Origin of the sequence: Neobacillus sp. NPDC058068 (genome assembly GCF_042885335.1) — a bacterium.
Lineage (GTDB): Bacteria > Bacillota > Bacilli > Bacillales > Cytobacillaceae > Neobacillus.
The window spans coordinates 66579-81602 of record NZ_JBHVSI010000009.1 but is presented as its reverse complement, the minus strand read 5'-3'; the positions used below and the strand labels follow the sequence as shown (position 1 = coordinate 81602).

At 39.8% G+C, this 15024-nt stretch carries 11 protein-coding genes; 4 read left to right on the top strand and 7 right to left on the bottom strand.

The features are described from left to right. From ACFVSW_RS12240 to ACFVSW_RS12230, 3 genes are all read left to right on the top strand, one after another. Complete coding sequence (locus ACFVSW_RS12240) at window positions 1–738, top strand: ABC transporter ATP-binding protein (protein ID WP_387316215.1); 738 nt, start codon at window positions 1–3, stop codon at window positions 736–738. Between the two features lie 194 nt (window positions 739–932). Further along, window positions 933–1706, top strand: a complete 774-nt coding sequence (locus ACFVSW_RS12235; protein ID WP_387316212.1) for a TatD family hydrolase — start codon at window positions 933–935, stop codon at window positions 1704–1706. A gap of 314 nt (window positions 1707–2020) precedes the next feature. Beyond that, window positions 2021–2803 carry a GNAT family N-acetyltransferase gene (locus ACFVSW_RS12230; RefSeq protein ID WP_387316210.1) on the top strand — a complete coding sequence of 261 codons (783 nt, stop codon included), beginning with the start codon at window positions 2021–2023 and terminating at the stop codon, window positions 2801–2803. A gap of 389 nt (window positions 2804–3192) precedes the next feature. On the opposite strand, the gene ACFVSW_RS12225 is transcribed toward ACFVSW_RS12230, so the two are convergent. The 7 genes from ACFVSW_RS12225 to ACFVSW_RS12195 all read right to left on the bottom strand — a co-directional run bounded on the left by ACFVSW_RS12225 (window position 3193) and on the right by ACFVSW_RS12195 (window position 11842). Then, the gene (locus tag ACFVSW_RS12225) at window positions 3193–3462 is read right to left on the bottom strand and encodes a helix-turn-helix domain-containing protein (RefSeq protein WP_387316209.1); all 270 of its coding nucleotides are present in this window, start codon (window positions 3460–3462) and stop codon (window positions 3193–3195) included. Window positions 3463–3475: 13 nt separating this feature from the next. Then, window positions 3476–4471 (bottom strand): hypothetical protein, encoded by a 996-nt coding sequence (locus tag ACFVSW_RS12220; protein WP_387316206.1) that lies wholly within the window; start codon window positions 4469–4471, stop codon window positions 3476–3478. 693 nt (window positions 4472–5164) lie between these two features. Beyond that, entirely contained in the window at window positions 5165–6655 is a 1491-nt protein-coding gene (gene argH, locus ACFVSW_RS12215) for an argininosuccinate lyase (RefSeq protein ID WP_387316204.1), read from the bottom strand. 69 nt (window positions 6656–6724) lie between these two features. After that, complete coding sequence (locus ACFVSW_RS12210; protein WP_387316202.1) at window positions 6725–8416, bottom strand: ABC transporter permease; 1692 nt, start codon at window positions 8414–8416, stop codon at window positions 6725–6727. After that, on the bottom strand, window positions 8413–9516 hold the full coding sequence (locus ACFVSW_RS12205; protein ID WP_387316199.1) for an ABC transporter ATP-binding protein: 1104 nt from the start codon (window positions 9514–9516) through the stop codon (window positions 8413–8415). The genes ACFVSW_RS12210 and ACFVSW_RS12205 overlap by 4 nt, the downstream gene beginning before the upstream one ends. Window positions 9517–9529: 13 nt before the next feature. Continuing rightward, a complete protein-coding gene (locus tag ACFVSW_RS12200; protein ID WP_387316196.1) occupies window positions 9530–10630 on the bottom strand; it encodes an extracellular solute-binding protein in 1101 nt (366 codons plus the stop codon). 15 nt (window positions 10631–10645) lie between these two features. Then, entirely contained in the window at window positions 10646–11842 is a 1197-nt protein-coding gene (locus ACFVSW_RS12195; RefSeq protein WP_387316194.1) for an ROK family transcriptional regulator, read from the bottom strand. A 351-nt stretch (window positions 11843–12193) separates the two neighbouring features. Between ACFVSW_RS12195 and ACFVSW_RS12190 the strand changes: the two genes are divergently transcribed. After that, window positions 12194–14698 carry an NEW3 domain-containing protein gene (locus tag ACFVSW_RS12190; RefSeq protein WP_387316191.1) on the top strand — a complete coding sequence of 835 codons (2505 nt, stop codon included), beginning with the start codon at window positions 12194–12196 and terminating at the stop codon, window positions 14696–14698. Window positions 14699–15024: the final 326 nt, after the last annotated feature.

Below are 15024 nucleotides of genomic sequence, written 5' to 3'. Positions count from 1 at the left end.
GTGAGTCATCTTACTGTTTCAAATATTTCTAAGCAATTTGACAAAAATGAAGTCATCAAAGATCTCTCATTTACTGTTGAAAAGAATGAGTTTGTTTCGATTCTTGGGCCATCAGGTAGTGGAAAAAGTACCATTTTCAGTCTTATCGGAGGAATCCTCTCACCGGATCAAGGAACGATTCACTTAGATCAGCAAGTCATTAACGGAAAACGGGGGTTTATTAGCTATATGCCACAAACCCCTTCTCTCCTTCCTTGGAGAACGATTATCGAAAATGTATTGCTTGGGCAAGAGCTTCAAGGAAAAAAAGAAAAAGAAGCAGCATTAGAAATGATCGATATCGCTGGATTAACGGGTTATGAACATGCATATCCTCATGAATTATCAGGTGGTATGAAACAAAGGGCTTCCTTTATTCGAGCATTATTAAGTCCCCAATCCATCATTTGCTTGGACGAACCTTTTTCGGCCTTAGATGAATTAACACGACTTGATATGCAAAAATGGCTTTTATCGATTTGGGAAGAACATCGAAGAACCATCCTTTTCGTGACACATAATATTGAAGAAGCATTATTTCTATCTGACCGAATTATTGTTTTATCCAATAAACCTTCTCAGGTGGCAGCCGAATTTCATGTTCCTTTTTCACGTCCAAGAGAGGAAAGTCTATTTCTAGAAGACGAGTTCTTAGAATGGAAAAGGAAAATTTACTATTCTCTAAAAAAACTATCATGAGTCTCAACTCGAAATCTAGGCATGGAAATCAGCCTAATATGAGTTTATATACCAACATAATAAAGGAGGTGTGAGCAGAGCAGTACCTCACAAATTTAAAGTGGTAAATATATTTATCAAACTTTAGACGGGATAGGCTGACGCATTTATGCGACGCTCCGCCCATTTTCCACAAAAACAGGAGAGTGATTACGTTGTTAAAAATGATTGATGCACATATTCATTTAGATCATTACAACGATGAAGAAATAAAGGATATCATTGAAAGAGACTCATCCTTAGAAGCACTAATATCCGTTTCTTTCGATTTAGAATCGAGTAAGAAAAATAAGGATCTTGCCAAAAGATACTCAAAGGTGAAGCCAGCTTTTGGCTATCATCCTGAGCAGACGCCCCCTACGGAGAAACAAATGGCTGAACTTTTCAGTTGGATCAAGAGCAATCAAGATGAAATGGTCGCAATTGGTGAAGTAGGGCTCCCTTATTATTTAGGAAAAGAACAAAAACTAACGACTCTTCAACGTAGCCAATACATTGAACTATTAGAAGCATTTATCAAACTTTGTAAGGAATTAGAAAAACCTATCGTCCTTCATGCTGTTTATGAGGATGCACTCATCGTTTGTGATCTTTTGGAGAGAAACTCCGTTCCAAAAGCCCATTTCCATTGGTTCAAAGGTGATTCCAAAACAATAAAGCGAATGGCAGATAACGGGTACTACATTTCTGTCACGCCCGATGTTTTGTATGAAGAGGAAATTCAGCAGCTCGTTCAATCCTATCCACTTCAGCAAATCATGGTCGAAACGGATGGTCCATGGCCTTTTGAAGGACCTTTCACTGGAAAGATGACCCAACCCTCCATGATGAAAGAATCGATTAAAACCATATCCCAAATCAAGAAGCTTTCAATAGATGAGGTATATTATCACATTTTTCATAATTCTAAATCATTCTTTTCTATTTAAAGAAGAAGGAATACTGCTTTCTCTTTTCAATGGGTCTATTTCAAGAATCAAAAGAGATAAGAATAGCGCTTTCTCCCGTTTAGCCAAAAAGTATCTCCCCTCGGATAGAAGGCATGCAAACGTCTTACCATATTAACCTTTACCATTTATAAAGGCTAAAAAATCATCCATTTTAGGCATTTCATAGTGAATGTTTACTTGATAGTCACTGTTCGCCATAAAAACTGCCGCTTTTAAAAATATAGAATATTAAAAAGGTCTTGAAATTTCCGTATTGCGTGTATACTCTAATAAAAAGCAAGGAGGAATGTCACGTGATTAGAAAGCTAACCGACCAAGATCATCAACAAGTGATTGCTTTTTTAAGTGAGGAACCATCTATTAATCTTTTTATCATTGGGGATCTAGAAACCTTCGGCTACTCTTCAGATTTTCAAGAAATTTGGGCAGAGTTTGATGAACAGAACATGATGAAAGCTGTTCTTCTAAGGTTTCATCAATCATTTATCCCATATGCTAAAGGAGAATTCGATACGAGCGGTTTTGTTTCTATTATGAAAAAGTACAACCAGCCTGTTTCTTTATCCGGGAAGTCCGAGATAGTAGAGAAATTCGAAGCCTTTCCTGAACTAATACTTGGTAAAAAACAAGTTACTTTCTTTGCAGAATGTCTGACGGATGAATGCCTGAGTGCCGAAGATGTCGAGTTTAAAAAGGCTGATATCGAGGATGTCGACAAAATCATTGCACTCCGCAGTTCGATTGAAGAGTTTCAAGTAAGAAGTGATGCGCGCGATATCCTTGTTCAAGCAATGGAATCCAACACAGGAAGAACCTATTATACCGTTGAAAATGATGTGATGACTTCATGTGTGTCAACAACAGCGGAAAATTCAATGTCCGCCATGATTGTCGGCGTATGTACTCGAAAGGAATATCGTCGTAAGGGGCTTGCAACTGCAATCATGCAAAAGTTATTTAAGGATGTCCTCGACGAAGGAAAAACACTTTGTCTTTTTTACGATAATCCTGAAGCAGGCCGGATTTATAAGCGACTTGGTTTTAAGGATATTGGAATGTGGACAATGCATCGCTGATGATTAATGGGAGCCTGTCCCTTGTCCCATTAAAAATTAAGCAGCATAATTGATTCGGTTTTCTCATATATTTATAAAACATTTTCATAAAGAAAACTCGCCGATTGGCGAGCCGTTAGGCGGTTCATGAGGCGCAGTTGCACTTATGCCTGATTGGAAAGTTCTACTTTCCTATCGGCCTAGAAAGGGGAATCTTTACCTATGGATATTTGCATTTCTTGTGGAAAGGAATTATCAATAATGGAGAGAAACCGAACCGAATGCTGGGAGTGCAGAGATACCACTGTTGAAGCATATACGGAAGATGAGTAAATAGTTTAGATTAATTGTAAATAAAAGTAAAAATGTGCCTGACACCCGATGCTTTCGAGTGTCAGGCATTATTAGTATTATTCCTCACATTTTTTAGCTAGTCTTTCTTTTATTTCCGGAATATTGCGTCCCTGTTTTTTTAAATCCTGTATTTCTTTGATTTTGACTAATGCTTCTTCTCTGGAGAAACGGCGGGTTAGGTTTTCTTGTTCCTGCTTAAAAGGAAGCATCCCTTCTTCTGTATAGAATTTTAGAGTACTGTAACGACATCCGCTAAGGCGCACCAGTTCCCCAATAGACACAAATTCGGAAGCTAAAATTTTTTCCATCGAACGTTGACGGGACATTTTCTCCCCCCTGTTATAAGGATAGTGGATATTTTCTTAACCGGACACCATGAACAGGTATTCGATATTGCTTGGCAGATGGTACGGCTTCATACAGGACATTATCAATCTTGATTAGCGGTACTTCGCCCTCGCGTATCACCGTAAAGATATGGCCTTTACTTTCCAACCTCGCTTTTACATCTCGCAAACGCTCCTCTTTATTGGCAAAGAACTCTTCCGTATCAATAAAAACAGATTGTGATCGTTCCATAACAGGAAAGACAAAATTGAGTCCCGACCCTGATGGTGTGGACATAACTTCCTTTTTTACTTTTAAAAAATTCTTTATTCCCATTTCTATGGTTTTATGAATCGTAATCGGAAATACCTGTTTAGCCAACGAGCTGCTCCCGAGTAATTCATAAATGCGCTCCGCAACCCGTTTCAATTCCTCTCTTGAAAAGTAATCATGAATACAACCGCTTTCCCTTAACAACCAAAGCATTAGGATGGCTTCGTCTGTCATTGCCCCGGCTTCTAATGTCTCAGCACGAAGGCTTTCCGTCAATTTTGAAAAAACTTCGGGATTACTGCGGTATTCCTTCATTGAGATACCAGCTGTTACATATTCCAAATCACAACCCAGCAGTGCTGGAATTTCCTCCAAAGCATTAGCTTCAGTCAGAGAAACGGCAAAAGTGTGCTCCACCTCGTTCAACATCTTTTTCGATAGCTTGGTAACCTTCTGAAGATATTGAGGAAGCTGTTCACTTAATGTTTCCTTTTTACCAAAAAGAGTTTTTAAAACAGCTTCTTGATACCTCGTAATCGCCGGAGACTGCAAATCCTCCCGTTTTAATGTAAGGAAATCACCCTCCGTTTCAAAGCTGTTATCCAAATATAATTCTAAAATCGTTGCTGCAGCGATACAACGCAAAAATACCTTCTTTGCTGTCGTTAAATGAATACTATCCTGGGCGTTGAGTGCTATTATGGAAAAGTTTTGCGCAAAACTAAGTTCCTTCATAAACGTCCCCCCTGATTCAAAAAATAAGTGGCAACTACTTATCACTTACTACTTACGATTTAAGGATATCAAATATGGAAAAGAATGTAAAGGTAGGAAGTGCCTTTGTTCCCTTGAGAGATTTGTCCTTCATCGTCTTTATGAAGGACTTTTCCTCTTAACCCCTTACCAGATAAGCGGAGAAATTTCTCTTATTTAGGAAAAAGCACTGAAAATAGCTTAAATAGACGGAAGGATTCCGACTATTTACTCGAAAAACGTGAAAATGGGTAATTTTGCTTTGCTTAATCGGAAAACCTCCGCTTATTTACCCCGAACCGAGCTCTATTCTGCGGACTAACCGGAAAATCTCCGCTTATTTTAAATATCACTGGTTACTCAATTATGAATAAGACTCCATATTAACATATATATCCAATGACAATGTGTTGTGTAGCATTTTTTGTAAGACATATTGTATACCAAATTGAGGGTAAAATTGTAGGGATACAACAGCCATTGCACCCCTACAATTTGGGGTGTATTTTCCTATACAAATTCTTATGTAATTTCCGTACAAATTGCTTTACATCAATAAAAAATGAGTGTCAATTTCATAAGCAAATTGGCACTCATTTTTTATTGATGTTTGCTATAGGAAACGGGACCCGTTAATTTGAAATCCCTCCATTTTTGTCAAAACATATCCAGTGCTCAAATCGAATACTCTACTAATTTGTTCCGCAAAGCAGTTAATTTTTCCACAAGGCCTTCATAATCCTCAAGTTGAATGCCTAGCTTCTGTTTTCTCTCGCCAATCATCCGAACGACTTCTTTTGGACTCGGGCCGCCTTGGATGCTCCGAATCTCAACGAAGTATTCCGGTGAAATGATTTTTTTCCATTCCTCCTCTGTCAGTGCCACGTCGACGAATCCGCTAATCATTTCGTTAATTTCGTCAATCTTCCACTCATATAATTCCTTCCGAGCACTGATTGTTTTTTTCGAAATAAAGCTTGCAACCGAATGGGCTTTTCTAAAAGAAATGCCGTAGTCCCTCGCTAACGTATCGGCTAGTTCAGTAATTGTCACACTTGATTTACTCGCCATCTTCTTCATATGCTCATCGTTTACTTTAAGGGTCGTAATCACGGCGTACATTAATTTCATGACCCGATTTGCATTCGTAAATGCCCGATATAAATGGGGCTGCAGGTCATCCTCGGTATCAACAATATCGCCAAACGGGGTATTATGAATCATATTCATCGCCGCTAGCGCATCACCATAGGCACTGCTCGCAATCGAGCGCGAATGTTCAATCGATACCGGATTTCGCTTCTGAGGCATGATGCTGCTGACCTGCACATAGGGGTCGGCCACATAGAAGGAACCAAATTCTCTTGTCACATGCTGCAAGAAATCCTGAATCCATCTCCCTGTGTTCACCATGCAGGTCATCAAGGCAGATGAGGTTTCCAGTAAATAATCGGCCCCAGCAATAGAGTCATAGGAGTTTTCAATTACTTTATTAAAGCCTAAAAGCTCACAAGTCCGTGTGCGGCAAATCGGAAAACCAGTTGTAGTCAACGCAGCGGCACCTAGTGATGATTGATTAACTGTCTCATAGGCTGACCACAAACGTTTTATATCCCGTTGTAACACATCATAAATCGCCAATAAATAATGTCCTAGAGTAGTAGGCTGGGCTGGCTGTGTATGCGTATAACCGGTAATATAGGTTTCGGTATGTTGTTCAGCCTGCTCAAGTAAGGCATCGCTCAACCGATAAGCACTTTGCAGCAACTCCAAAAAATGCCCCCTTAATACTAATCGGTACATGGCTACACCCATATCGTTCCGGCTGCGGCCAATATGAATTTTTCCTGCTAATTCCGACCCGATTTCTTCGCCGATTTTTGCCTCCATCATGAAAAATAAATCCTCAAACTGCGGCAGATATGAAATCTGGCTAATATCCGTCTTGGCTACTTTATTAATGCCGCTTAACATCTCTCTTGCTTCTTCGGTTTTAATGATGTTTTGTTCTTCAAGCATGATGACATGGGCACGATGAATATCAAACATGACATCGAATAAGAAATCACGCTGATCGTCAAATACCGGCTTCAAAAGCTCTTCCACATACGTTTTTCCCGGAAAAGCAGTACCCTCAGATTTGATAAATTCCTCTAGCTTACTCATATTTTCATCTCCGTTGATTCAACTAACAATCAGCGGCCGGACAGACCCGCCAATGATTGAAGTTTCATTTTAAGACAATGATTGTTCAGCTTTTACACCGAAAACCTTATTTGAAATAAACAGGACAATAGCTATTAAGGCAATTTGAATCATTCCATATGCGGCAGCCTGACCCATATTAAACATTCTGAGCTGGTTCATGATTTCAATTGATATTGGTCGATTGGATATCGTGTACAACAATACCGATGTTGGAAATTCACCAACAGACTCTACGAACGCAAGTAAGGTTCCCGATAAAACACCAGGCATAATAATCGGAAGAATTACTTTCCTAAACGTATAAAACCAGCGGGCTCCGAGATTTCTCGATGCTTCCTCAATGGAATCGTCTAATTGCTCAAGAACAGCATTGGTTGACCGCACTACTAATGGAATGTGGCGGACAAAATAGGCAAGCGGCAAGATCCAGAACGTACCAACGAGAATATTTCCGAATGAAAAAATACTAGGCTCATTGAAAGCAAAGATTAGATTCATCCCGATAACGGTTGCAGGTAATGCCCAAGGAATCATCACCAATATATCGACAAAATTCTTTCCTATAAATTTTCGTTTTACAAGAAGATAGGATGTTAAAACGCCAAACACTAAGTTTCCAGCTGTAGCGATAAACGCCAAAATTAAACTATTCTTTAAAGGCTTAAATATATTTGGATCCTGTAACAATAAGCGATAATTTTCAAAGTTGAAAACCGATGGATATATTTGCCATGTCCACGTTCCGTCTGGTACTAATGAAAGCAGCAAGATGGTAAAGTGCGGAAGCAGCAAAATTATAACGCCAATGATGCCAATCAACACCATGATCCATTTCATCAACGGATTTTTCACCTCACTGCGATGGGCACCAATCCCTTTTGTGGCCATTCGGTAATCCTTCCTGTTTTGATACCAGCGCATAAATAATAAGAAGGCAATCGAAACAACGGACAAGATGACAGATTGCGTTGCGGCAACCTCCATATCCCCATTTAATTTTGAAAAATAGATTTGCAGACTTAGTACACGGTAGCCGCCTGCCAATAAGAAAGGAGCACTGAAGGATGCCATTGAGATCATAAATACAAGCAGTGAGGCAGCAACAATCGCTGGGGTTAATAATGGAAAGGTTACCTTCCAAAAAACTTTGAATCGATTGGCGCCTAAATTGTAGGCAGCTTCCTCTAGACTCGGGTCGATTTTGTTAATCGCCGACGAGACTGTCATATAGAAATAAACATACATTGTATAGGCGTGGACAACTAAAATTCCCGAAACCCCGCCTATTTTAAACGGGACTTTTTCCAGACCAAATAAATCTTTTATTAGATTAGGAACTAAGCCTGTTTCCCCATATAAAAACATAAATGCCATGACCCCTACCAATGATGGGAGAACGATTGGCATGATGGCCGCCGCGGAGAAAAAGCCTCTGCCTGGAAAATCATAACGATTAAATATAAACGCGAGAGGAATACCTATGAGTGCACTAACAAGCACGCTTAATATAGAAATATAAACCGAATTCCACAAGGCTTGGAGATTGGTTTTTGATCCTTGGCTAAAGAAATCCAAATAGTTAGCTAAGGATACTCCCCGTTCTGTTTGTAAACTTTCAATAAATGTCCTGATCGAAGGGTAAAGAACATAGGCAACCAATACTAATAGAACCGGAATCAGCAGCAGTATAGTAAACCTAGTATCACGATTTTTTATCATGAGACGTCACCACTTACAACAGGAATAATACGGATCAGGTCTTCCCGCAATTGTACCCACACATCTGCCCCAGCCTCTAGATTATTAGCCCTGTTGTTTAATAGATTCACTTGAAGAAGCTGCCCAGCTACATTCACACTAAGATTGATGACCGAGCCAAAAAATTCAACTTCCTCAATTTTCCCTTTAAATACGTTTGTTCCGTCTGTCTGCTGTACAAAAATTTTAATTGCTTCTGGTCGAATCGATATGGAAAGATCACCTTTTGTGTCAGGATTAAAATTATATGGAGAATTATGTACAACCAATTCTTGTGACTCAGAACCAAATTGGGCAGATACATAGACATTGTCTTGTTCAACCCTTACAACTTTAACCGGTAAAAGATTAATTTCACCTATGAAACTAGCAACAAAATCATTCGCAGGTTCATTATAAATTTCAGAAGGTGTCCCGACTTGGTGGCATACCCCAAAATTAAAAACAGCAATCCGGTCACTCATCGATAACGCTTCTGCCTGGTCATGGGTGACATAAATGGTCGTGATCTTATATTCTTCTTGCAGTCTTAAGATCTCGCATCTCATCTCATCCCGGAGCTTGGCATCCAAATTGCTCAGCGGCTCATCAAGGAGAAGAATTTCCGGTTCAATGACCAATGCCCTTGCCAAGGCGACACGCTGCTGCTGCCCTCCACTTAATTGACTCACTTGACGATCTGAATATTTCTCGAGCCTTACTTTACGAAGCACGTCTTGTACCCGTGTTTTCAGGTCTTTTGCCGAGATTTTTCTTACTCGTAAACCAAAAGCGACATTTTCAAACACCGTCATATGAGGAAAAAGGGCATAGTTTTGAAAAACCATGCCTGTATTTCTTTTTTCTGGAGGTACACGCGTCATATCTTTATCGCCAAAACGAATCATGCCTTTTGTCGGGTAATAAAAGCCAGCAATCATCCTTAGGGTTGTGGTTTTTCCACACCCGCTCGGGCCAAGGAAAGTAAAGAATTCTCCATCCTTAATTTCCAAGTCTAAATGATCGACTGCGATTACTTTTCCAAACGCTTTTTGGACTTGATCTATTTTTATCGACGCCATTACCTAACACTTCCTATTGTTTGATTTCTTTTGCACCGCTCTTGATGTTTTCATCCCAATACTTCATCCAGCCGTCGCCTTCTTTTTGGAAGACTTTCCAGTCGATATCCATCTTCTTAATTTCCGTATCGGTAATCCACTTTGGAAGGTCTTTCACATCTGTTCTTGTTGGAATTCGGAAAAATTCTTCTGCCAATAATTTAGCAGCTTCAGGTGTATTCACAAATTCGTAGAATGCCTCGGCAGCCTTCGGATGCGGCGCGCCCTTTACAACTGCGATTCCTTCGGTCAAGACTGGTGTTCCGCTTTTTGGAACAATAAATTCAAATGGATAGTTCTTGTTTTCTTTCAACATAACCACATCAGGCATAGCCCAGACAGAAACAACACCTTCACCTTTGGCCACTTTGTTGTACATCATCTCAGGGTTAGCAGAATATTCTTTTGTATTGGCGTCCAGCTTCTTCAGCCAATCATATCCTTTTGCCGGATCATTTGAATCTTTGAAATCACGGTAAATCATAGCAGAGAAGATGGTTCTCATTGTTCCAGATGCCAGCGGGTAACGAATAATGATTTTATCCTTCCATTTCGCATCCAATAATTCATCCCAATCCTTAGGAGCATCTTCCTTCTTAACCTCTTTGCTGTTATACATGATGACTTCAGGCGTTTGACTTGTACCCGACCAATTCCAGTCAGAGTCATGGAAGCTGTCGTCAAGACTATCTGCATAGGATGGTTTATATGGCGCCAGCAGCCCCTCATCCTTTGCCTGATCAAAGTTTACCGAAGGTGCTCCCCACCATACATCCGCTTGCGGATTATTTTTTTCCGAACGAATCCGGTCAAGCACCTCTTGTGAACCCATGTCGAGCCACTCAACATCCACATTGTATTTCTCTTCAAATTGTTTTTCGAACTTCGTTAAAATGTCTTTTCCATGCGGCGAATACACGACAATTTTCTCTTCTAGTTTAGCTTCTTTCTTGTCGGCCGGTTTCTTTGAAGGTGTGTTTGAAGTTTTCTCAGCGTCACCGCCACAGGCAGCAAGTAAAAGTGATGCTGAAAGTGTTAAAGCAGTTAGAATCGATACTTTTTTCTTATTTTTCACAAAAAATCCCCCTCTTTAAGAAAAATTAATAATACTATCATGCTCTCGTATAAATAATGAAACGGCTCCCAAAACACCTGCATTCTCTCCTAATTGTGAAATGTTCAATTCTACTGAACTAGGAAGATAGTGATCCACAATTTCACGCAACTTAGGTAAGATGAATTCAGATGACTTTAACACACCACCTCCCAAAATAATTACCTCCGGATTTAATAAACTAGCTGCGTTAATAATTCCATAGGCTATATGCTCAATCGCCTCATCGACTACTTTGAGGGCGATCTCGTCTCCTTTTTTCGCAAGCGTAAATGCCATTTCACCTGTCAGCTCTTCTGATGTAGCCTGTTCGTATAAGGGATGGTCCGGATTTTGCTGTACCAATTTTGTGAGTTTGTCGCCAATTGCTTTCCCGCCAGCCACACTCTCTAAATAACCATACCGATGAAATATCGGCTTGAATTCATTTTTCATATCGTATTTATCGGTAACCATATACCCCATTTCACCTGCAGCATTGGATGACCCTCGATATAGCTGATTATGAATAATAATGCCACTTCCAATCCCGGTGCCAATGGCCATGAACAGAACATTTTCCTTGTGTTTGGCATTTCCGAGCCATTGTTCCCCAAGTGCGGCAACATTGACATCATTGTCCATGTAAATCGGAAACGGCAAATATCGTTCAGCCTCTTTAATGAAGGGATAACGGATCCAATTTAAGCTGGGCGCTTCTACAACGATTCCAGTTGTTTCAGTTATCCCGGGCACTCCTACACCCATCCCTAAAACCTTTTGCTGATCAATACCATTCTTTTGAATCATCACACCAATTTCTTTTTCCATTTTCTTCAAAAGACCAGTGTTTAAGTAGTGTTCTGTTTGAAAACTGCTCGAAGCAACGATATTTCCGTTTAAGTCGCTGATAACCATTTTTACTTTTGTGCCGCCAATATCAGTGCCAATTATATAAGCTGCTATTTCGTTGAAATAAAGGTGAATCGGTCTTCTTCCCCCTTGTGAGGTGGATTCGCCAATTCCTTTTTCAAAAACCCATTTTTCTTGGATTAATTCATCTACTATAAGTGAGACTGTCGGTTTACTAATTCTCATTTTCGCAGCAATTTCTGCCCTTGAGATTGGCGCATGTTCCAAAATACACTGCAGTATTCTTTTTTTGTTTTGCATTTTATTTTCATTGATAACCATTGCATCACGGCCTTACATATTTTGTTGAGTTAGTTAGTTTCCATAATTAACTAAAATATAACTCAAAAAGAAACCGTTTACAATGATTATTTGAAAAGAGAGAATATTAGAACTATACATACTATATAGTCTAAAATATCTATACCTGAATTGCCCATAGGACGAAATAACTGTTTTAATTTTCTAAATACGGTAAGTATTTACTTTTATCTTTCTAGGTGTTTATTATTAAGTCAAGGGTGTTTTTATCCTGTTAGTTAGGAAATTTAACTAACCTATTAGCTGTTAAGGTCCAAAGGAGGGTGTACGTGAAAACCTTTATTTTTTAAAAAAATGAAAGGGGTTACAAAGATGAAGAAGCTTTTTCTTGGATTACTTTCTATTCTCTTGGTAGTTTCATTACTGCCATTTGGCGGGAGCGCTGCCAAAGCACAAGAACCAGATGTTGATCTATGGAATGCTGTAAAACCTCTCGAAACAACGGTTACTTTCCTTAATACCGGCGCACACCCGGATGATGAGAGAAGTGATTTTCTCGCCTATTTATCCAGAGGGCTCGGTGTTAAAACATCCAGTTTAATCGCTAACCGCGGTGAAGGAGGTCAGAACGAAATTGGTGACGAATTAGGAAATGGGTTAGGGATCATCCGCTCAAGAGAAATGATTGAAGCAGCTAAGATTACCGGCGTCAAAGCCTATCATCTCAGTGAAACCACATCTGATGCCATTTATGATTTTGGTTTTTCCAAAAGTCCTGAAGAAACATTAGCCAAATGGGGAGAGGACTTAACCTACGAGCGTTTAATCCGCTTTATTCGGACGTATCAGCCTGATATTGTCATGCCTTCATTTAGAAACGTTCCTTCTGAGCACGGACATCACCGTACCATGGAAATATTAACTGAACGTGCCTTTGAAGATGCTGCAAATCCAGCCATTTTCCCTGAGCAATTAAAAGAGGGACTAACTATCTGGCAGGTTAAAAAACTTTATTTACCAGCGGAATCTAAAGCAACAGCCACAACCTCGATTGAAATCGGTAAGTATGATCCAATTTACAAAATGACCTATCCTCAATTAGGGGAACAATCTCGTTATATGCACAAAAGCCAAGGGATGGGGAATGATATTCCAGCCGCACCAAGACAGGTTGACCTTGAATTACTCAAAACAGCCGTAGGAAAACAACCAGCTCTTTTTGCAGGCGTCCCATATAATTTCAGTGAATGGGCAAAAGAACTTCCGAAAACGGAAAATGACCTAAAAGTGCACTTCACGAAACTCCAAAGTAAATTAGACGCCATCGTTTCTTCCTACCCTAAGAAGGAACAGATATTTGAGCAATCACAGAGCAGTTTAAAGGATGTACGCAATTTGCTGGACAAAACAAAAAAATCAAAGCTTTCTCCGGCACTAAAAAATGATTTGCTTCATAAGCTTTCTTTGAAAGAAGAGCAATTGCAAACCGCTAGCTTTGCAGCGTCACAATTGGATGTGAGCGCTTCTTCTGAATTCAACATCCTTACAAAGGGACAAACAACAAATGTAACCGTAACATTAAAGAATAACGGAAAACAAAAACTACACAATGTCAGCGCTGATTTATTCGTTCCAGCAGGCTGGAAGATTACCTCTAAGAATAATGCGAGTAACTTGGCTCCAGGAGAATCCAGACAACTGTCCTATCATGTTGCAGTTCCTGTAGATGCCGAGTATTACCATGCCTACAAAACTCCGGCCATTCAAGCAAACATCACCTATGAATCCACAGGTACAGAAATAAGCCAAATCAAAGATTTAAACGGTACCATTGCAGTTCTTCCAGATGTTGGTCTCACCTTATCTCCTGAAGATATTGTTGTAAATACAGCTGATGTCCAAGAGAAAATCCCTGTTACCGTAAAGGTTAAAAATTATCGGGCCGGTACTGCCCAAACATCCGTAACCTTACATGTTCCGGCAGGGTGGAAGGTCTCGCCAAGTAAAGCAGACGTTACTTTCAAGAGCCACTTAGAAGAAAAAGCGGTCAACTTCACGTTAACACCTCCAAAAGATATTAAAGATGGTGACTTTAAAATTAACGCTGAAGCAGCGGTTAACGGCAAAACATTTAACTCCACTGTTCAGACCATTAACTATGATCATATCGGTACCTTCTATTACGAGTATCCGGCACAAGTTAACGGCGTGGCCTTTGAACTTTTGAAGAATGACAACTTAAAAATTGGCTATGTTGAAAGTGGATTTGATAAGGTCGCAGATTATCTAACTAACGTTGGGTTAAATGTAACAAAACTGACGGAATCCGATTTGAAAACAACGGATTTAAGTAAATTCGATAGCATCGTTGTAGGAATTCGCGCCTACCTTTCACGGGCTGACTTAATCGCCAACAACGAGCGTCTCAAACAATATGTCTATAATGGCGGACACTTAGTCGTGCAATACCATAAACCTGGTGATGGCTGGAACGCCCAAACAACGGCTCCATATCCATTAACGATTGGAAATGTGTCCATTAAGTGGCGGGTTACGGATGAGAACGCTAAAGTAACGGTGTTGCAGCCTAACTCCCCTCTATTCAACTATCCAAATAAAATTACTGATAGTGATTGGGATCATTGGGTACAAGAAAGAGGATTATATTTCCCAATGGCGTGGGATAACCATTACGAAACATTTGTCAGAATGGCTGACCCGGGCGAAGACCCATTCGATGGCGGAATTCTGATGGCTGACTACGGGAAAGGAACATACCTTTATACAAACCTAGTCTTCTATCGACAAATCCAAGGCCAAGTTCCAGGCGGCTACCGGATTTTCACAAACCTAATAAGTTATGGCGCTAATAAATAAACTGAATAAAGCAGTCCCCCGCGTTTAAACCGGGGGACTGTTTTATTTGGTTTTTTTAAAAGAAGAACCTGGTAACTTTGGTAAGGGTTATGGGAGGTCTATGAATTGTAGCGTAAATTGGGATTTGAGTATAAAATTTACAAATTTCTCTATTGGGGACCTTTCTCTCGCTTTTTCCATCAAAACGGGCTCCTATAATCCTTATTGGCGACCGTTTTCGGGAATGTAAATTATTTTGTGGAAATGGTTTTAATACAAAATTTTAGACTTTCTCTTATGAACCGTTACCACTTGATTTTTTTCGAAAAGGACTTTATGAACCGCTC